Below are 21,367 nucleotides of genomic sequence, written 5' to 3' on the forward strand. Positions count from 1 at the left end.
ATTTTTAATAATCGGCTTCATACTTTATTCTCCACATACACTAGTAAGTTGAACAAAACTACTTTGATTATCTTTATCTGGTGCTGGGGCACTATAATTAATAGTACATTGCTGTATTTCACCTGGTCCCCATTTCACGGTTAAGCGACCTGACGTTTTTTCAACTCGGGCGTAGAGAAGTCCTCCCTGACCTATACTACCCACTTCATTGTTCTGTTCATCGTAAGCGACACTACCAAATGGAATAGCACCATTATTACGTTGGATTGTAATTAATAGAGGGATACCTGCATTAGTTTTAAACTCCACTTTAGTGATCGCACCTTCAAACGGTGCAACGCGCGCTTGCGTATTTTGTAGCTCGATATTATTTGACATTCCTTTCGGGTTAATCGTGATGTCATTCATTTGATATGGGGTTAAATAAGGCACAGCTGCATGACCAAATCCATCGATTTCAATGCCTGGATAGCCACTGACTTTGGCACCTTTAGCGCCATCTGCTTCAACCACGGCAAAAGTATTGCCTTGATAAGGGGTTGCAACCACGCCACCAGACCAACCAATTAATGAACCACTAGCACCGATCGAACCATTTTGATAATGCTCACCTAAACCATAGTTAGCTGTTAAGTTGGTATAATTAGTTTTTGCACTACCATTCAAGGTCATGCTAGATCCAACACCATGGTTTGTATTCATTGCTGTTATACCGTAGTTATAACGATTATTTTCACCAGCAGATCCAGAGATCCCGATACGCTCACCTACATCTCCTCGACCATTACGTGTTAAGGCAGCGGTTAAGGTCGGCATATGATCAACACTTAAATCATAGAGTGGTAAAATAAAGTTCAATTCAAACGATGTCTCCTTTTTACCATCGGCATTACGTGCTTGACCGACATTTAAGCCATAAGAGAGACGTTTCCAGCGGTTGTTGTAACCCATTTGGTATTGCAAGTCGGTTGTGTCATTATTCCAGTAGTTTTGTGTAAATCCACTGACATAGAATGTTCCCCAACCTTCGGGTAAACCTTGATCAATCGTGACATTAAAGCGGCTTTTGGGACGCCAAATATTGTTGATACTGCGCCCATAGCGTTCTTCATTAATAGCTTGAACGGCAGAGCTATAATCATAGAATTTTTCGGTATTAAATTTATAGGCAGCAATCGTCAGGTTACTATTAGTATCTTGAATAAATTTGCTATAACTGATTTGATAACTTTGTCCGCTATTCACTTTTGACGATGTTGTATTTAAGTGTAAACGTGCTTGAGTGATGTCAGCAGAAAATGCGCCTAATGGCGTGCTTAATGCAAAACCAGCTTGAAGTGCGTAATAATCTGCACCGGTACTCTGTATACCCGCATAACCCGTTATCAGATTAGTTAATCCGCGACGATAAGTGGCTTGATATAACGTTGGGTCATAGTCAACAGACGATGAGTTTAAATGGCCAGCGGCTACCGTATAGTTATGTTGCCCAGGACGTAATAACTGCACAACAGAAGCGTAATAGACTTTAAAGTTTTGTTGTGACCCATCCGATTCTTGAATGGTGACATCTAAGTTACCACCATATCCTGATGGATAAAGGTCATCAATTTCAAATGGACCTGGCGGTACGGCAATTTCATGGATCACTCGCCCATCTTGGCGAATAATGACTCGGGCATTGGATTTTGCGACACCACGAATAGTCGGCGCAAAGCCACGCTGTGAGTCAGGTAACATTTTCTCATCACTAAAGAGTTGGATACCTCTTAATGGTTGAGAATCAAAAAGTTGTCCTGTTGTAAGAACATCACCAACTTGAACGACACCTTTTATTGTAGTGATAATACGTTGTAGATAATTATAAGTTGATGTGTAGTCATGGCCATTTTGTTCATTCCATGAATAATTACCAGTGTGATGGAAACTCCATGTACCTAAATTTAGGTTACTATTAACACCAACGAATGCTGATTTGTAATTTGTTCCGTTGCTACGAGACATAAAATAGTTTGCGTTATAGCTTACTAACAACGCATTTATACCTCGTTCCCAGAGTGAAGGACTTACATACCCACGGGGCTTATAACCAACAAGAGCTTGTGGTGTGTTGATCGTTAAACGTTGAACTGAGTGGTCATAGCTTACGTCAGTTGAGGGCACAAAATCGGTTAGTGCAATGCATTCATGTAGCTCTAACGCACTTTTTAATAGCGGTGTTATTTTGTCACTTTTAAACCCTATTAATCCAATGATATCTTTAGTTAAACAAGGCGATACTTGGTCATTTGCCATATCTTTAAAGGTGACTGGTGTTCTTGTCATAAATTGGCTGTTGACATAGATTTCAACATTCCATGTACCCGGCAAGAAAGTATTTTCTTTATCAAAGCGACTGATATCAATCTCACCTTGAGATGTATTCATAAAAATAGGATTAAATGAGAGTGAGTTATTTCCATTTGTATGAGAAGACTCACTATTCTCTGTTGATGAGGCAGTATTATTTTGTAATAAAGGTGACGTATTGGTCGATAATACAGGAGTGCCATTAGGTAACCATTTATTATTTTCGATCTCTGTTATATTTTCTGCATAGGTATAGGGTGCGATTAGAAAAAAAGTCGCACCAGCAGATATTATAATAGTTTTTAAAATATAACTGCTCATTTGAGTATTCCCGTATATTTTATGAAGTCACTGGAGAATTAAATTTTTGATTCAACTATCTTCATTGCGCCCCAATCGTTTACATATCGATAAACGATTTTATTTCCCGTATTTGCAGATATCCCATTGGGTATAGCAAAGTCATGGCTACCTAATGGAGGAACTAATTCACCATCAATAGGTTGTTTATCATTTCCATTAAGAGAAATAGAAACTAAAGAAACATAATAAGGGGCATTATTGATGACTTTTAAAGTATTACCTGAAACTGAAAATTGAAGACCTTCCGCAGCATTAATTGCCCCTATTTTATCTTTTAGTACATCAGGGCGATAAAATAGTTTTATTCTTGAACGATAAGCAATTTGTAATTTATTATCTATTTCCGTATTTGCGTTAGGTGGTATTTCTAATACATTTAACCAATAAATAGATTCTTTATCTTTAGGTAATGTTGTAGCGCCCGTAAAACTAATTCTTAATGATTGTGATTTTTCTGGCTCAATGCGAAATATAGGGGGAGTTAATACAAAAGGGACTTGAATATTTTCAGGTTTTGCATCAACGTCACCAGTATCAATCCAGTTTTGAATTAAAACAGGAACTTTCCCTTCATTACTAATTTTGACTGTGACTTCTTTTTCATTTTCATTATAAATAACACGAGTTCCGCTAATAACAACACCAGCGTTTACCCATGTGGAAATGATTAATAATAAACTAAAAAAAAAGCTTTTAATTAATTTAGGGGCTATCATATTTATCTTTATTCCATTAATAAAAAGCAAACAGAGAGGAGAAACTCCCCTCTGTTTATTTCGATTATTTATATTGCAGAGTATAAACAACGCTACTTGTTACTTTACCAGCCTCTGTTTTACCAATTGCGTAGTATTCTACAGCGTATGGTAAGGTGGCTTTATCATTAGTAATTGTATAATAAGTAGTATCATTTACTTGAGATGTGTTACCTACTTTAATTGCGTTAAAGTTAGCTCCATCTAACAGTTGTAACTGGACTAATTTTGCACCAGTTGCAGCAACATCCATATTTTTCAAACGACCAGTCGCTTGGTCCACTGTTGCACCAGTTTCAAAGAATGCAGAAACAGTGTTATGACCTGCCACACCTATTTTACAATCAGAAAGGTTCATATTAAATGCAGTACGGCCAGTCACTTCACCTGCATTTTGTAAAACGTTAGTACTAACTGTTGGTAGAGTAATGGTTGCATCAGGGCCTTGACCTTCAATGTCAACTTTACAAGTAGTATCAGTTAATTCACCATTAAAAGTAATCGTACCAGTATTATCAGCAGCAATTGCATTACCAGCCATTAGGCCAAATGCCATTGCTAAAGATGCACCAATGATAGATTTTTTCATTCTAAATTCCTTCGTTTTATATTAGATGACTACGTTTTAATAAATAGCTAAACATTATAAATAATATTTAGTAATTTATTTTTTTGACTAGCTATTAGTGTAAAAATAAATAAAAGCCATCCATGGCGAATAAAAACGCTTAATAAGCGCTTTTTATTTTCCTAATAATTATCTATTAATGCGAAATAATAGTTTTGTCGGTTGTTAACATCCCTAACTTCATAAAGCTAATAGCTCATGAAAATAAAACATAATTAAATATTTTATTTTCATGGTTAATTGCTTATAGTGATGTTACATAATTTTGTTAAATGTTTGTTTTTAATTTAGCTGGCTAATAGTAGTGTCACTAAATTTATAGTCTCTTTTTTTTGATTGTGTATTTGGCACCTTTTCGTTATAGGTACTTATTACTTCACGATTCAAATCATCCCATGATTTATCAAAAATAATAAGTAGCTTATTTATTAAACTAAGTGACATACTATTTTTGCCATTTTCATAACGAAATATTTGTTGTTGGCTAACAGAAATTATTTTTGCCAGCTCACGACCTGATAATTTCTTCTCTTTTCTAGCTTTCTTAAAAAAAAGCCTACTTTTGTGTCTAGATCGTTCATAAATTAATTCCAATAACATGAGGTCTAATATTTAGAAGTTATCACATATTAAAATTAGCCATTTCGGTTTGAATAACTATATTACACATAAATAAGTGCGTAAAAATGGTTTACCCTATGCGATATCATTATGTAATAGGCAATACCTATCAAGAGAGTAATTGTTGTAAGGTTATACTTAAGTTTTAGCAAGTGATAGATATATCAATATGTTAAGATATTTAATGTAAGTGCAAACTAATTTTGATATTCGTTTTGTGAGTTTTTATTGGGTGGAAAATCTGGTTTGAGAAGTTAGATATTAATTTATGTTTCATTTTTCATCTTTATAAGATGAATTGTATGAAAAGGTTAGATATTGTAAGGAAATATATTTTACGCGTATTATGGGTATTTGTGAAAATTGTAGAGCGTAAGAATTCTCTGAATAAAATCAAAAATTGGGGTGTATGATGAAAATGAGTTATGTGTTTAAATATAAAATTGTGAAAATAACTTTTTTATTTAAAAGAATGAAAAGTAAGAATTGATCTAACTCAATAATTATTGTGGGATATATTCATATAAAGAAGGATTTATTGTTTGGTGCTAAGTAGATGGCTTTTTTTGAAAATATTAATTGCAATGATGTTTGATTTATTTTCTCGAATGTCTTATTTATCTCTCTATATGAGGTTACAAACAATTTGTGTGTTTATCTCTCTCTTTTTTCGTTTAAAGTGACGATAATTTTTTATTAACAACATCCTAAGTGTATATACGCTATTTGAGGGGTATTCAGAAGCTACTTATCTCAAATGTATGAGCGATATCGTAAAAACACTTAAGGTTAGTTAATCTATAAGTAATGACTCCTATTTTTGTGAAATTAAAATTTTTTATCTATTTTTAGTTTTCATTAAAATTAATCCCAAATTGCTAACCAATTAATAACACTAAAATATTATTTCATTGCGGTATATGATCTTTGTTAATGATATGAAAGTAGAATAAAAGACTGATTGGCATCATTGATTGAGAACTATATTAAGTGTTTATATCGAGAATTCTGATTAATAAGTAAATAAAATCTATTTCGTGCCGATAAATGAATACATTTGTATCATTTTATTATCGGGGAAGATTATTTCATGAGTATTGAAAGATCAGCGAAAGTAGGTTCCATTATACTATTAACTATTTTCTTATTATCATCAGTTTTGTCGTCATTTTTTATTTATAGAATGCAAGAAAACTTTGCGTCATTGGATTCCTTGAATACCAGATTGAATAATGTTCAAGAAGCAAGATATGAGTTAGCGACCATTCGTTCTCACGTCAACTATCTAATGTTGTTGAAAACGATGACGGATGAGAATAAGCAAGAAACTATTAAATCACTTGTTGCTGAAGCGAAAGAGCTGGCGACAAAATCAAAAGCAACTATTACTCATTGGGTAGGAGTGAAGAAAATAAGCCCTGATGCTCAACGTAATTCAGAGCAGCTCTCAGTGTTATTCTATTATCTTCTAGATGAACTTATTGCACCTATTGATACGCTAGATTACACAGAATCAAATCTCTCTAACGACTTTACTCGCCTATCTGAACTTTTCGATGAATACCTTATGATCACGAAAGGTGTGAATGATGATATTAAAGCACAGCAAGCTTGGATGGTGCAGTTGTCACTTTATACAACCATTATTGCCCTCGGGATCATTCTTGTTCTTCTTTATATCGTTATTCGTTGGGTAAATAAAACATTTATCTTTAACTTGAATACGCTATCAGCCATTTTGCAAAAAGTGGGAGAGGGTGATTTAAGTTTCACTCTACCTAAGAAACGAAATGATGAGTTTGGAACCTTGTTCTCTAATGTGGGAGAGATGCAAACTTCGCTAACATCGACTATTCAATTAGTTAAAGAAGAAGCACTAGAGATCAAAAAAGGCTCAGCAGAAATTGCTTCTGGTAACCAAGATCTCTCTTCTCGTACCGAAGAGCAAGCGAGTGCTCTGCAACAGACAGCTGCAAGTATGGAAGAGATTAAAATAGCAGTAGTGAATAATACTGATAATGCGATTTTAGCCAACTCTATTACCGCAGAAACCCGCGATTTAGCAATTGATGGCTCTAATATCATGAATGATGCTATTAACTCGATGAAAAAAATCGAGGTAGGTACATTAAAAGTTGCTGAAATCAATGATGTAGTTAATAACATTGCAAGCCAAACTAATATTCTGGCATTAAATGCTGCTGTTGAAGCTGCTCGAGCAGGTGAACAAGGCCGTGGATTTACGGTTGTTGCAACAGAAGTAAGAAATTTAGCGGCAAGAAGTGCGGATGCTGCGCGTGAAATTAACCAAATTATCAGAGAATCCGTTGCTGACGTGGCTCATGGTCGAGAATTAGTGAATAGAACGGGCGAGCATATGCAGGACATTGTTTCTTCTATTACGAAAGTTAGCGATATCATGCAGGGCATTAGTATCGCATCAGAAGAGCAAAAAGTGGGCATTGAACAGATTGCAGTCGCCATTAACCAAATGGATTCTGTTGTTCAGCAAAATGCAGCTTTAGTTGAACAGGGCGCGACGTCAACAATGATTTTAGATGAGAAAGCACAAAACTTAACAGATAAAGTTTCAGTCTTTCAAATTAAAGAACAATACTAATAAGTTGAATTAGCCAGTTAATTTCGCATTTAAAACAAGCTCACTCTAAATGCAAAACGAGAGTGAGTTTGTTTATTTAGCTATTATTTTCTATCTATTATTAATAGAAAATTCAATTCTAAGCTAATATGTTGATGAAATTTCTCCACTCACACTTTTTATAAATAGAGAGTGTTTTTGCAAAAATAAATAGCATCGATACTATCTTTTATTTTTAAAATCAAGTTTTTTCTATTTTAATTATTTTTTTGTAAGATTTTTTTTCGTTTTTTTGAAAAATAATTACCTGTTAAAAGTTTATTGATTGAATAGTAAGTTATTTTTAAAATTATCTGATTAATTATCCAGATAAGAATAATCTTAAATTAAATACTTTATTTTTTTAAAAAAAATAGAAATGAAAAATATATTTAAAATACGTAACTATATGTTTTATTTGTATTGTTTTTTTTGCTTTTTTAGTTTTTAAAATTAAGTATAAAAACGTGGTTTCTTTAAATGATGCTCTATTTCTAGATTCATTTGATTTTTAAATAATATCAAAAAAAATTATTTTTTTTAATGTTTTGATTTATATAATTTTTTTGTGCGTGTTTTTTGTTTTTTGTTTTATTTTTCATAAAATGTCATTGTTTTTTTCTTTGTGGTAATGTTTGCGAAACATAAATAATGAAATCTATCTTTTAGAACTTTAAATAGTTTGACGGGATAACTGTATCTAATAAATTTGATGTTTATTTTTTAGAAAACTAAAGATTTCATTTTTATGGTTAAGATTAATGCAGATTAATTATTTTTAATTTGCCTTTTTACAATCAAATAGAGATGGTGGAAAATGAAATTAACTAAATTAGCAGCTGTATTGGGTTTTAGTTGTTTAATGATTGCTGGCTCTGCATTTGCAGAAGATCCTGTTGCTCCGATTACTGGTGGCCATGGACAAATTACTTTTGAAGGTGAAATTATCGATGCACCTTGTTCAATCGCTCCAAATAATGACAAACAAACTGTCCAATTAGGACAAGTATCATCTTCATTATTGAAAGAAGGTGGTCGTAGCACCTCTGAAGCGTTTACTATCAAATTAGAAAACTGTTCAACCAAAACTTATAAAACAGTAGAAGCAACTTTCTCTGGTTTAGGTGCGACAGGTATTGATAACGCTATTGCTATTGATGGTACAGCAAAAGGTGCGGGCGTTATTATTTCTCAATACGGTGGTAACATCGTTAAATTAGGTGAAGCAACATCACCTGCACAAATATTATCTGAAGGCCCTAATGAATTACGTTTCTCTGCTTATTTACAAGGGAAGCAAGGCGTTGATGTGACTCCAGGTACTTTCTCATCTATTGCTACTTTTGCATTAACCTATAAATAAGATTATTAGTTCCCTGAGCCAGTTTTGGCTTAGGGACTATTTATTTGGTTACAGGTGAGAGCATTACACGCAATAGATAGGGGAACTATGTTACATTTCAACTTTAAAGTATGGCAATGTATATTCTATGTGATATTAAGCATATCGCTTGTTCATAGTTCCTTATTATATGCAGATGAACCCGTTGAGTTTAATACTGATATTTTAAATTTAGAGGATAGAAATAATATTGACTTATCCCGATTCTCTAAAGAAGATTATATTTATCCGGGTGTTTATGAAGTTTCTATATTGCTTAATGAAGATTTAATCGAGCATAATTATAAGATTAAATTTATAAAATCATCAAATAACGATGATGAAACTCTAGTTTGTATTCCTCATGAAATTGTCGAAAAATTTTCATTGCAAGAGCCTTATTTTAAGGATCTAACATGGTGGGGTAATGAACAGTGTTTGAATATAAATTCATTACCAAGCATGACAGTAAAACCACAATTAAAGAAAAGTAAACTGTTTATCACCGTACCCCAAGCTTACCTAAATTACACTGCTCAAGGATGGGATCCCCCATCTAGATGGGATGAAGGAATTTCAGGGGCATTATTTGATTATCATCTAACTGCACAAGATATAAAAAGAAAATCAGAAAGTAGCCATCAATTTAGTCTTAATGGACAAGGAACTATGGGGCTAAATTTGGGTGCATGGCGTTTACGCGCTGATTGGCAAAGTGTTTATGATAATAAAGATCCAGAAGATAAAAACTTCGATTGGAAGTGGGCTCAAGTTTATGCTTACCGCTCTATTAAGTCCTTAAGTGCTAAGCTTATGCTAGGTGAAAATTATAGTTCATCTGATTTGTTCGAAAATATTCGATATTTGGGTATGGCATTATCATCTGAAGATAATATGTTGCCACCTAATCTTAGGGGATATGCACCACAAATTAGTGGCGTTGCGTCATCTAACGCTAAAGTGATTATTAGCCAGCAAGGTCGAGTTATTTATGAAACAACGGTAAGTCAGGGGCCTTTTGCAATTCAAGATATCAACGAAAGTATTTCAGGGGTACTTGATGTTAGAGTAGAAGAAGATAATGGTAAAACCCAAGAATTTCAAGTGAATACATCAAGTGTTCCTTATTTAACGAGACCAGGACAAATTCGCTATAAAACCTTGATAGGAAAACCTTCAGATGTTGATAGGGATCGAAAAGGTCCAATGTTTGGCATGGGAGAATTTTCATGGGGAATAAATAATGGTTGGTCTCTATTTGGTGGAGCAATTGTTAGTGATGAATATAATTCTTTTTCTGCGGGAATTGGGCGTGATTTATTAATGCTTGGTGCTATTTCTGTTGATATGACGACATCATTTGCAAAAGATGTTAATAATCAAAATGATGATAAGCAAGGAAATGCTTATCGTATTAACTACTCAAAAAGATTTGAAGAGTATAATAATCAAGTTACATTAGCTGGATATCGTTTTGCTGAGCAAGATTTTTTGACATTAAACCAATACATTGATAGTAAATATTACAATAGAGAAGTGAATAAAGATAAGGCTCTCTATTTATTAACATTTAGCCAAAGTTTCCCTGATTTTGGTCTTAATGCTTACCTTTCTTATAGCCATCGTACTTATTGGAATAGTGAAAAGAGCGATTACTTTAGTTTTTCATTATCGAAATATTTTAATGTAGCAAACTTTAAAAATAATTCTATCAATATCAATGCTTACAGAAATAATAGTTACGGAAGAAGCGATAATGGCTTTTTTATTAACTTAAGCGTTCCGTTAGATACAAAAACAACAATCAGCATGAATAGTTATATTAACAGTGGAGATATCGCCAATACGGTTAGCTATAACAAAACAGTTGATGATAGAAATAACTATAATATTACAGGTGGTACGACAGCGAGAGGTCGAGCAAACGTAAGCGGTTATTATCGCCATTATGCTGACTCTGCAGTTGTTTCTGGTAGTGCTTCATATACTGATTCTGTTAGCAGTGTTGCTACATTATCTATTGACGGTGGTGCGACATTAACACCTAAAGGTGGGGCGCTTCATCGTATTAATATTCCAGGAAGCTCACGTATATTATTGGATACTAATGGGGTTCAAAACGTTCCAATTAGTGGGAATGGCCCGAATACAACCACTAACTATTTTGGTAAAGCAATTTTACCATTAGGCAGTGATTATATGCGTAGCCGTGTATCCGTAAATATTGATGATTTACCTAGTAATATTGAAGCAAAAGGCTCAATACAGCAATTTACGTTAACCGAAGGGGCAATAGGTTATCGCAAGTTTAATGTGTCTGAAGGCGCTAAAATTATTGCAAAAATTATGCTAAAAGATGGCTCTTTTGCACCATTTGGTTCAACGATATTAAATGAATCAAATCAGGATATGGGTATGGTGAGTGATAATGGCTCAGCATATTTAGGTGGTGTTAAGTCTCATGAAATATTATTCATCCAGTTATCTGAAAATAACGTATGTAAAATAGAGTTGCCAGATTTATCGTCTAATGAAAACTACACATCAGTTTTATTAGTATGTAATTGAATTTTAAAAATTAAAAATTAAGGTTTAAGATATGCGTCTATCAGTAAAAAAAATATCAATGTTAGCTTTTCCATTATTTTCTTTATTTTTTATTGAAACAGCAAATGCTGCGGTTTCTTTAGATAGAACACGGATCATTTTAAATGAAGGGAAAGGCTCGGTCAGCTTAAATATTACAAATAATAGTCCTGATCAGCCTTATTTAGCGCAAGCATGGATAGAAGATCTTGCAGGTAAGAAAATAGAAGAGCCTATTCTTGCACTTCCACCGATACAACGATTAGAAAAAAATGAACAAAGCCAAATAAAGGTTCAACCTCTTGATGTTGTTACTTCTCTTCCTCAAGATAGAGAAAGTGTATTCTATTTTAATTTAAGAGAGATCCCTCCTAGAAGTGATTCAGATAATGTTTTACAAATTGCATTGCAAACACGAGTAAAAATTTTTTATAGACCAGCTTCATTAATACTTGCCTCTGATAAGTTGGAACTTGCACCACAGAATAAATTAACCTTAGAAAAACAAGGTAATAACTATGTGATGAATAATCCAACTCCTTACAATATTACCTTTGTAAGTGCTAAAAAAGATTTTTCAGATAATACCATTGAAGAATTTAAATCTTTTATGATTGAACCCAATGGAAAAGAAAAAATTAATATCGGTGTGAGCCAGTTTAATAAAAAACCAATACTAACCTACATTAATGATTATGGTGCTCAAATAGATATTGAATTTGACTGTAAAAGTACTCAATGTACGGTAAGTAAATTAAACCAAAGCTAATAAATATAAATGATTAGGTTGCTGATATGACAAGAAGAAGGGGCGTTCTCTTTATTTTTTTATTTTTTATTACGTCATTTTTTATCGTAAGAGAAAGTGTTGCTCAAAAAAACTTGCAAGTGAATGTATATGGAGAAATATTACCTCCAGTCGCTTGTATTATTAATAATAAAAACACGATTAAAGGTGATTTTGGGGAGTTGTATCCTGCTGATTTTGATGGTAAAAAAAATAAAATTGAGCTAATTATTCCTTTATCTTGTAATGAACGACCAACGAATAATATGAAGTTTTTTATCACTGGATCTCCTTCTTCTTTTGATAATAATGCAGTTACAGCCGGACGCAGTGATATTGGTGTTAAGTTTTTTTATCTAGATAAAGAAGTTACGCTTAAATCGGAATACAATTTTACATATACAAATACAATTAAAATTGAGGCACTTCTGCTTAAAAATCCAAATGAAAAGCTCATTTCTGGTGATTTTACAGCAACCGCATTTCTAAATGTCGATTATCTTTAGGAGGAAATGATGAATAGAAATATATTTTTGTTCTCTTTTTTATTATTGATAATCGGCTTGTTGCCTAGTGTTTCTGTTTATTCAGCAGAGGCTAAAACCTCTTTAGCAACTGCAAATATAGAGCTAAAAGGTAAAATATTAAACCCTCCTCCAATCTGTACATTTAATAATAATGATCCTATTTATGTGAATTTTGGAAATAATGTGGTTATCTCTAAAATAGAACAAGATAACTATCAGCAAAAGTTTAATTATGATTTATCGTGTACAGGGGATAGTAAAGAGTTCTCTTTTAAAGTTTCAGTTAAAGGTGATCCTGCTGTATTTGATAATCAATTATTAGCAACTAGCGTTACTGACTTAGCTATAAAAATAGTATTGAATAACACAGAATTATTACCTGTAAATAAAAAAGTAAAAGTGGAACGTAGTAAATTACCGGAATTTAGTGCATTACTTGTTAAAAAACAGGGGGCTAATTTGGCTGAAGGTAAATTTCGTTCATCAGCATCTGTTATATTTGAATATGAGTAGAGGCTAATGAAACTTAAAAAGTTATATTTTAATTCACTCATTTTCTCTTTTCTTACCTTATCACTAATGAGTGTAAAGGCAGCAGATAATCTCTTTTTTGAAGGCAACTTAGTGAAAGAGCCTTGTACTGTTTTATCTGATAATAAAACATTAACGGTGAGGTTTAATACGGTTGATGTAAAAGCATTACGTGATGGGCAAAAAACAGAAGATATCCCTTTTATTATTACCGTTTCAAATTGTGATAACAGTGTCGCTAAAAATATTAATTTTTTGTTTAAAGGATTTGAATCGGATTCACATAAAGGATATTTGGGCATTAATATTAACGGCAAACCTTCAGGAATTGGCATAGGTATAGAAGATAAAAATAAGAAGTTTATCGCAATTAATAAAGATAATAGCCAATTTTCATTAAATAAAAATGAAAATCAATTTCTATTTTATGCCTTTTTGAAAGCAGAGCCCAGTGTGGTTATGAATAAAAAAATCGAATTAGGAAAATTTAGTAGTATTGCCACATTTCATATCACATATCCATAATTTATGAATACGACAAAATGGAGTTAAAGTGAAAGGTTACTTTAAAGCATTATTGATATTATCTATGATATCTTCATTTCCTGCTCAGGCGAATATTTTTTCTTATATTTCTAAAGTTGAAAATATAAGCGGAGGTATCCCTGGGTTAGCTTATATAGGACAGATTGAACGCTGGACTCTGATGCCTGGTGTAGCCAATCCTTGTTATAATGTGGCAGGCTGTGAGGTCTATGTCGCTCATCGTCATTATTCTAATGGTACAGCTGGAACCTATTCAAGCCGGGATCCAAAAATAGCCGATGCTTCTAAATATAAAACAATGGATGAATTAAGAGAGGCATTTCTTAAAATAACACCATTACCTTACACTTTTAGGGTTGTTCATTCAGGAACGATTGTTACATCTGAATGTGTAGGAATATTTTATGGTCAAAGAAGGAGTGCATCAGATCCTTTATTACCGGGTTCTATTTGTGGTGCTGCGCCATCAGCAGATTTGGTTTGTGATTTTAATGTCGAAAATATTGACTTTAACTATAATCAATTGGCATATAATGATGTGCTAAATAATAATACGGATGTTACTAAGCAAACAAAAAGTGTAAAAATTCAATGTAACTATAATTCCAAAGTTATTATTTCTGCTACAACTAATGATGAGGGGGCAATTTGGCTTAATCAAGAAAATACATTACAGTCTTTTTTAAAAATAAATAATAAACCTGCTAATGAATTGTTTGAATTACCTATTGCAAATAAAGAAACAGCCTCCCGTTATACCAACTCATTTACATTAAGTTCAGAAATTAAAAGTGTAGGAAAACCTAAATCAGGGCCTTTTCGTGGTTCTGCGGTGATTGTTATTGTTGTTCTTTGATTTTTATAATATTAAGCTACAAAAAAAGCCCCAGATAATTGCTTATCTGGGGCTTTAAAATTTGGTGGCCCCTACTGGACTTGAACCAGTGACCAAGCGATTATGAGTCGCCTGCTCTAACCAACTGAGCTAAGGGGCCTAATGAAGTGAGATTATACGTGCCATTTGGCACTAGGTCTAGCCTTTGAATGACTGTATGCGCAATTTCTGTTCAATCTAAACAATAAAAAAATAAAACAGAGAATAACTGTGATATCAATAACATAGTGTAATAATTAACGGGTGAGCTTACATATAGGTACAATAATATAAATAATAAGGCTATTTTTTATAAATATATGTAGATGAAGTCTATCGCAGCTTAAATCGTGTGTAGATACTGTTTCACAATTCCATAAAAAAACGCCTGTGATATCACAGGCGTTTATTATAACTTTTATTGAAAAGTAAGTTGATTACTCGTCAAGGAAGCTACGTAGTACTTCAGAACGGCTTGGGTGGCGTAATTTACGCAGTGCCTTCGCTTCAATCTGACGAATACGTTCACGGGTAACATCAAACTGTTTACCCACTTCTTCCAAGGTATGGTCGGTATTCATATCGATACCGAAACGCATACGTAGGACTTTCGCTTCACGTAATGTTAAGCCAGCTAACACTTCGTGAGTTGCTGAACGTAAGCTTTCTGATGTTGCAGAATCCAGTGGTAATTCGAGGGTTGTATCCTCGATAAAATCGCCTAAATGTGAATCTTCATCGTCACCGATTGGGGTTTCCATGGAGATTGGTTCTTTAGCGATTTTCAGTACCTTACGGATCTTGTCTTCAGGCATCAGCATGCGTTCTGCAAGCTCTTCTGGTGAAGGCTCACGTCCCATCTCTTGCAACATTTGACGAGAGATACGGTTCAGTTTATTAATCGTTTCGATCATGTGAACAGGAATACGGATTGTACGCGCCTGATCAGCGATTGAACGAGTAATTGCCTGACGGATCCACCATGTTGCATAAGTTGAGAACTTATAACCACGACGGTATTCAAATTTATCAACCGCTTTCATCAGACCAATATTCCCTTCCTGGATCAGGTCAAGGAACTGTAAGCCACGGTTGGTATATTTTTTCGCGATAGAGATAACAAGACGTAAGTTCGCTTCGACCATCTCTTTTTTCGCACGACGTGCTTTGGCTTCACCGATAGACATACGACGGTTAATATCTTTAACCTGTTCGATTGTCAGTCCAGTTTCAACTTCAATTTGTTGCAGTTTTTGTAAACTGCGTTGTACTTCTTCTTCAATACCTGCCAGTTTTTCAGACCAAGGCTTATTCATTGCTCGAGCTGCAGTGAACCATGTGTCATTGGTTTCGTTACCTGTAAACAAAGTAATGAAGTTTTTCTTTGGCATCTTAACTTGATCAACACAAAGACGCATGATGTGACGTTCTTGAGCACGAACTCTGTCCATCATTTCACGCATATTGTTAACCAGATAATCAAACTGTTTTGGTACTAAACGGAACTGTTTGAAAATTTCAGATAACAATAAGATTTCAAGCTCTGTATCTTTGTGGTTACGACCTTTCGCCTTGATAGTTTGGCGAGTTTTTTCGTATTGCTCACGAAGCTCAGTAAATTTCTGACGCGCTAATTCAGGATCGATGCTGTTATCATCATCGCTATCGCTGTCATTGTCGCCATCTTCATCTTCGTCTTCATCTTCGTCTTCAGCGCTGTTGTCAACTTCATCATCATCTTTGCCTAAATTGACATCTTCACTTTCTGCCATTTCTTCGGCATTAGGGTCAATAAACGCAGTAATTAAGTCTGAAAGACGTGCTTCGCCAGCTTCAACGCGATCATACTGTTCAAGAAGATAAGTAATTGCTTCAGGATATTCTGCAACGGAACATTGAACTTGGTTAATACCATCTTCAATGCGTTTTGCGATATCAATTTCACCTTCCCGGGTGAGCAGTTCAACTGTACCCATTTCGCGCATATACATACGGACAGGGTCGGTTGTACGGCCAATCTCAGATTCTACACTAGAAAGTACCTGAGCTGCGGCTTCTGCAGCATCATCATCAGTATCATTTGAATTTTCTGCCAGCATCAGATCATCGGCGTCAGGTGCTTCTTCCATAACCTGAATGCCCATGTCGTTAATCATCTGGATGATGTCTTCGATTTGATCTGAATCGACGATATCTTCCGGCAGATGGTCATTGACCTCAGCATAGGTCAGGTAGCCTTGCTCCTTACCTTTAGTAACAAGTAGCTTCAGCTGTGACTGCGGGTTTTGCTCCATAAGACGGTATCCACACTTCAAAGTAATTTGGGTTGGTGTCGGTCGGCGATAACTGTTCAGCCAACAATAACTACGGAGGGGCATTTTCATTGTCGATTGCTACGGTCCCCTCAGCGTAGCAAATGTAGGTTTTTAGTACCTACCGATAGCGGCAATTAAGCCGTGTTTTTAATCTTAATTCTGTGTTTACTTTTTAACGCGTGCCTGTATTATCAATTGGACTTCTTCGCGTTCATCTTGCGTTAGGCCTTCTGTTCTCTCTTTCGCAATAAGCGTGTTTAAACGTTCGTCCATTGCCGTTAAAAAAAGATGATCTAACGTGTCTGTAAAGGTTTTTTCTGCAATCTCATCTATATCTATATCGTTCCACATTGCCAATTTTTCAAGCTGTTTACCGAATTTATTCTCTCTATAGAGTTCGATAATCTGTCCTGTATTTAGGCCCGGTTGTGCTTGGCAAACGGAAACTAACTCAATAAAAAGCGATAGACCTGCAATTTTTTCTGTACTTAATCCCTCGAGAGGGGGCACTAATTTAGAGAATTCTGGGTTTTGTATCAATAAGGCAATCAATATACGCATTGGTGTAGTACGTAATTTTGTCGGTTGATACGACAACTCGTGATTAACCGGCGTTCTACCAAATAAACGATCCATTTGCTCAATATCGGGATTTCCCGTTAAGCTTCCAAGCTCTCTTAATAAATATAGACGTAAAGTTTCACTTGGGATCTTATCTATTAATGGTCTGGCTAAACTATATAGCTTACCATTGCCTTCTTGAGTACTCAGATCCACTTGAGGAACGAGTGAATCAAATAAAAATTCTGATAATGAATGTGCTTGTTCCATACGTTTTTCAAAAGCTTCTTTACCTTCACGACGAACCAATGAATCAGGATCATCACCTTCGGGTAAAAACATAAAACGTAAAGAGCGACCATCATTTAAAAAAGGAAGGGCGGTTTCTAATGCTCGCCATGCGGCATCACGACCAGCTCTATCTCCATCATAGCAGCAAATAATGTTATCCGTTGTCCGAAAGAGCAACTGGATATGTTCTGCTGTAGTGGAGGTTCCTAATGAGGCAACGGCATAATCAATACCAAACTGCGCTAATGCCACAACATCCATATAACCTTCGACAACTAATAGCTTTGTGACGTTATTATTAGATTGTTGCGCTTCATAAAGTCCGTAAAGTTGGCGACCTTTATGGAATATCTCTGTTTCTGGTGAGTTCAAGTATTTAGGTAAATCATCACCTAACACTCGCCCACCGAAGGCAATAACACGACCACGTCTATCTCGGATAGGAAACATGACTCGTTGGCGAAAACGATCATAAGTGCGACCATTATCGTTAGTTATTACCATACCCGCTTCAAGAAGTAAGGCTTTATTATCGGCACTTTGACCAAAACGTTTTAGGGCGTTATCCCAACCTGTTGGCACAAATCCAATAGAAAAACGGGTAATAATATCTTCACTAAGACCTCGATGCGCGAGATAGTTTCTTGCTTCCTGTGCATCAGGTTTATTGAGAGCGCTACTATAATACTGATTCAACTTCTCCATCACTTGATAGAGGTTTTGTCTTATATGTCGTTCAATAGGGCTACTGCCTGTTCCTGTTTCATAAGGAACTTCTAACCCATGCATTGCTGCTAACTCTTCAATGGTTTCGACAAAATCGAGCCTGTCATAATTCATTAAAAAATCAATAGCATTGCCATGCGCGCCGCAACCAAAACAGTGGTAAAACTGTTTGTCGCTATTTACTGTGAAAGAGGGCGTTTTTTCATTATGAAACGGACAACACGCTGAATGATTTTTGCCTTGTTTTTTTAACGGCACGCGAGCGTCGATAAGATCGATGATATCGGTTCGAGCTAGCAAATCATTGATAAATGAACGTGGAATTCGTCCAGCCATAAGCCCTTTTACGCCTGTTGTTGAACGAGAATAAGCCGCGCTCTCAGAAGAAAGCACGGCCTTTAACTGCGACTACAGTGTCTGCATATGTTGCGGTATAAGCCGCAAAATATTAGTACAGACGAGTACGACGTGCGTTTTCGCGAGCTAATTTTTTAGCGTGACGTTTTACTGCTGATGCTTTAGCGCGTTTACGCTCAGTCGTTGGTTTTTCATAAAACTCACGACGACGAACTTCTGCTAATACGCCTGCTTTTTCACAAGAGCGTTTGAAACGACGAAGAGCAACGTCAAATGGCTCGTTTTCACGTACTTTGATTACCGGCATGTGCCTCTCACCTCAATAGAAATCGGTTTGCGCTGGCATTATTTAAGCCAGCCGACATTTAAAATGGTGCGGAATTTTACTTCAAAGCAGGGCACTTTGTAAAGAGATGCACAAAATTGAAACGCAAACTCTCACTTTTGTGTCTTTTTTGGATAACACGAAAAGCGAAAGTCGCTAACCACACATTTAAATCACTTAAAATAGGTGGGTAATTATAGAACAGAAAAAGGAATTTGTCACATGCTGGTATGTAAAAGATGTGCCGAAGGCGTATAAAATCACCGAAATAATGGTACAATCGATTTATTACGCGAGTCCGCGAAGAAGAATTTGGAAGCGTCATGCGAGTTTTAGGTATTGAAACATCTTGCGATGAAACCGGTATCGCAATTTACGATGATAAAGCCGGTCTATTAGCGAATCAACTTTATAGCCAAATTAAACTGCACGCCGATTATGGTGGTGTAGTTCCTGAACTTGCTTCACGGGATCATATCCGTAAAACAGTACCTCTTATTCAAGCGGCACTGAAAGAAGCTAATCTTATGGCAAAAGATATTGATGCTGTTGCTTATACTGCGGGCCCCGGTCTTGTTGGTGCTTTGCTTGTAGGAGCAACAATTGGGCGCTCATTAGCTTTTGCATGGAATGTTCCAGCTATTCCTGTTCATCATATGGAAGGCCATTTATTGGCACCAATGCTTGAAGAGAAAACACCTGAGTTTCCGTTTGTGGCACTTTTGGTTTCTGGTGGTCATACACAATTAATCAGTGTGACAGGAATTGGTGAATACACCTTATTAGGTGAATCTATCGATGATGCTGCCGGTGAAGCTTTTGATAAAACAGCAAAATTGTTAGGATTAGATTATCCTGGCGGTCCTGTATTATCGAAAATGGCGCAACAAGGCACAGAAGGTCGATTTGTTTTTCCTCGTCCAATGACAGACAGACCGGGGCTTGATTTTAGTTTCTCTGGTTTAAAAACCTTTGCAGCTAATACTATTCGCCAAAATGACGATTCAGACCAAACTCGCGCTGATATTGCACGGGCGTTTGAAGATGCTGTTGTTGATACACTAGCGATAAAATGTCGTAGAGCTTTAGAACAAACGGGCTTTAAACGTTTAGTGATGGCGGGTGGTGTAAGTGCTAACCGGACATTACGTGCAAAAATGGAAACCGTGATGAAGCAATTAGGCGGCGAAGTTTTTTATGCGCGTCCTGAGCTGTGTACTGATAATGGTGCAATGATTGCATTAGCGGGGATGATCCGCTTTAAAGGCGGTACAGAAGGCCCATTAAGTGTGACTGTAAGACCACGCTGGCCTTTAGCTGAGTTGCCTGCCCTTGAAAATAAATAATGTATTGTAAAGTGTCTATTTCTAATTTGACACTCGATATCTGCAGAAGAAAGCCACTTTATAAGTGGCTTTTCTGTTTTAAATTCAAATTTTAAACGGACGTTAATTAATCTTCTTTTTCTTGCTCTTTCGCTTCTTGAATGATCTCTTTTTCCGTTTTTTCGGTTTTCTTTTTCAATTTGTGCCAGATCCGGCTCTCTTGGCCACGCCATAAACGTTGAATATTGTCATGATGACGGTAAAGTACAAGACATGATAATAACGCGACGGGATAAGTGAATTCTGGTTTAAACCACCAAACGTAAAAAGGGGCAAGTAGTGCGCTGATGATCGCGCCAAGTGATGAATAGCCACTCAATAAGACGGTGAGTAACCATGTTCCTGCGATAAGACCACTTAAATCCCAACCAATGGCAGCGATAGCACCAAATGCAGTGGCGACGCCTTTTCCGCCTTTAAAGTGGAAGAAAACAGGGTAGATATGCCCAAGGCAAGCTGCGATTGCCACAATGCCGAGGTAAAAAGGAGGCACATTTAAGTAGTAGGCGAGCCAAACAGGGAGCATCCCTTTTAGGACGTCACAGATAAGTACCGCCGCTGCGGCCGCTTTTCCACCAATACGTAGGACGTTGGTCGCTCCGGGATTGCCAGAGCCAAATTTTCTTGGATCAGGTAGTCTTGCCAGTCGGCAAATCAATATCGCGCTGGAGATTGAGCCGCACAAGTAGGCGAAGATGATCATTCCAAGTGCGTTAGCACTCATTTGTATTCTCCAATGTTTATGTAAGTTCGTTAGGCATGTATGGATAATACGCATATTTCATCGGAAGTGGTATCCGATGAGCAGAAAAAATAAGAGA

At 35.7% G+C, this 21,367-nt stretch carries 17 protein-coding genes and 1 tRNA gene; 9 read left to right on the forward strand and 9 right to left on the reverse strand.

Annotated elements, in window-relative coordinates; genetic code table 11:
• Positions 1-24: 24 nt before the first annotated feature.
• From GWJ01_RS09110 to GWJ01_RS09125, 4 genes are all read right to left on the reverse strand, one after another.
• Positions 25-2,670: a fimbria/pilus outer membrane usher protein gene (locus GWJ01_RS09110; protein ID WP_161710999.1), complete on the reverse strand. Its 2,646-nt coding sequence runs from the start codon at positions 2,668-2,670 to the stop codon at positions 25-27.
• Positions 2,671-2,708: 38 nt separating this feature from the next.
• Positions 2,709-3,428, reverse strand: coding sequence for a fimbrial biogenesis chaperone (locus tag GWJ01_RS09115; RefSeq protein WP_109402054.1), 720 nt, complete (start codon positions 3,426-3,428; stop codon positions 2,709-2,711).
• Positions 3,429-3,492: 64 nt separating this feature from the next.
• A complete protein-coding gene (locus GWJ01_RS09120) occupies positions 3,493-4,056 on the reverse strand; it encodes a fimbrial protein (protein ID WP_109394124.1) in 564 nt (187 codons plus the stop codon).
• A 321-nt stretch (positions 4,057-4,377) separates the two neighbouring features.
• Positions 4,378-4,695 (reverse strand): helix-turn-helix transcriptional regulator, encoded by a 318-nt coding sequence (locus GWJ01_RS09125; RefSeq protein WP_161711000.1) that lies wholly within the window; start codon positions 4,693-4,695, stop codon positions 4,378-4,380.
• 1,111 nt (positions 4,696-5,806) lie between these two features.
• On the opposite strand from GWJ01_RS09125, the gene GWJ01_RS09130 reads away from it, so the two are divergent.
• The 8 genes from GWJ01_RS09130 to GWJ01_RS09165 all read left to right on the forward strand — a co-directional run bounded on the left by GWJ01_RS09130 (position 5,807) and on the right by GWJ01_RS09165 (position 14,568).
• Entirely contained in the window at positions 5,807-7,336 is a 1,530-nt protein-coding gene (locus tag GWJ01_RS09130) for a methyl-accepting chemotaxis protein (RefSeq protein ID WP_109394122.1), read from the forward strand.
• Between the two features lie 835 nt (positions 7,337-8,171).
• Complete coding sequence (locus tag GWJ01_RS09135; RefSeq protein ID WP_109394121.1) at positions 8,172-8,717, forward strand: fimbrial protein; 546 nt, start codon at positions 8,172-8,174, stop codon at positions 8,715-8,717.
• Positions 8,718-8,804: 87 nt separating this feature from the next.
• Positions 8,805-11,303 (forward strand): fimbria/pilus outer membrane usher protein, encoded by a 2,499-nt coding sequence (locus GWJ01_RS09140; RefSeq protein ID WP_109402053.1) that lies wholly within the window; start codon positions 8,805-8,807, stop codon positions 11,301-11,303.
• 31 nt (positions 11,304-11,334) lie between these two features.
• Positions 11,335-12,090, forward strand: a complete 756-nt coding sequence (locus GWJ01_RS09145; RefSeq protein ID WP_109394119.1) for a fimbrial biogenesis chaperone — start codon at positions 11,335-11,337, stop codon at positions 12,088-12,090.
• Positions 12,091-12,116: 26 nt separating this feature from the next.
• Entirely contained in the window at positions 12,117-12,614 is a 498-nt protein-coding gene (locus tag GWJ01_RS09150; protein ID WP_109394118.1) for a fimbrial protein, read from the forward strand.
• 9 nt (positions 12,615-12,623) lie between these two features.
• Complete coding sequence (locus tag GWJ01_RS09155) at positions 12,624-13,148, forward strand: fimbrial protein (protein WP_157957602.1); 525 nt, start codon at positions 12,624-12,626, stop codon at positions 13,146-13,148.
• A gap of 6 nt (positions 13,149-13,154) precedes the next feature.
• Positions 13,155-13,691 carry a fimbrial protein gene (locus GWJ01_RS09160; RefSeq protein WP_161711001.1) on the forward strand — a complete coding sequence of 179 codons (537 nt, stop codon included), beginning with the start codon at positions 13,155-13,157 and terminating at the stop codon, positions 13,689-13,691.
• A 28-nt stretch (positions 13,692-13,719) separates the two neighbouring features.
• On the forward strand, positions 13,720-14,568 hold the full coding sequence (locus tag GWJ01_RS09165) for an MrpH family fimbial adhesin (RefSeq protein ID WP_109394115.1): 849 nt from the start codon (positions 13,720-13,722) through the stop codon (positions 14,566-14,568).
• Between the two features lie 62 nt (positions 14,569-14,630).
• Here GWJ01_RS09165 and GWJ01_RS09170 read toward each other — a convergent pair.
• The 4 genes from GWJ01_RS09170 to rpsU all read right to left on the reverse strand — a co-directional run bounded on the left by GWJ01_RS09170 (position 14,631) and on the right by rpsU (position 19,143).
• Positions 14,631-14,707, reverse strand: a tRNA-Ile gene (locus tag GWJ01_RS09170).
• A gap of 316 nt (positions 14,708-15,023) precedes the next feature.
• The gene (rpoD, locus tag GWJ01_RS09175; RefSeq protein WP_109394114.1) at positions 15,024-16,880 is read right to left on the reverse strand and encodes an RNA polymerase sigma factor RpoD; all 1,857 of its coding nucleotides are present in this window, start codon (positions 16,878-16,880) and stop codon (positions 15,024-15,026) included.
• 186 nt (positions 16,881-17,066) lie between these two features.
• Entirely contained in the window at positions 17,067-18,815 is a 1,749-nt protein-coding gene (gene dnaG / locus GWJ01_RS09180; RefSeq protein WP_161711021.1) for a DNA primase, read from the reverse strand.
• Between the two features lie 112 nt (positions 18,816-18,927).
• A complete protein-coding gene (gene rpsU / locus GWJ01_RS09185) occupies positions 18,928-19,143 on the reverse strand; it encodes a 30S ribosomal protein S21 (protein ID WP_001144069.1) in 216 nt (71 codons plus the stop codon).
• A 341-nt stretch (positions 19,144-19,484) separates the two neighbouring features.
• Here rpsU and tsaD point away from each other — a divergent pair, with 341 nt between their 5' ends.
• The gene (gene tsaD, locus GWJ01_RS09190) at positions 19,485-20,507 is read left to right on the forward strand and encodes a tRNA (adenosine(37)-N6)-threonylcarbamoyltransferase complex transferase subunit TsaD (protein WP_109394113.1); all 1,023 of its coding nucleotides are present in this window, start codon (positions 19,485-19,487) and stop codon (positions 20,505-20,507) included.
• A 106-nt stretch (positions 20,508-20,613) separates the two neighbouring features.
• Here tsaD and plsY read toward each other — a convergent pair whose 3' ends face one another.
• Positions 20,614-21,270, reverse strand: coding sequence for a glycerol-3-phosphate 1-O-acyltransferase PlsY (gene plsY, locus GWJ01_RS09195; RefSeq protein ID WP_075672895.1), 657 nt, complete (start codon positions 21,268-21,270; stop codon positions 20,614-20,616).
• Positions 21,271-21,367: the final 97 nt, after the last annotated feature.

The sequence above is a fragment of the Proteus sp. G2618 genome (assembly GCF_009915995.1).
In the GTDB taxonomy this organism is placed as follows: domain Bacteria; phylum Pseudomonadota; class Gammaproteobacteria; order Enterobacterales; family Enterobacteriaceae; genus Proteus; species Proteus terrae.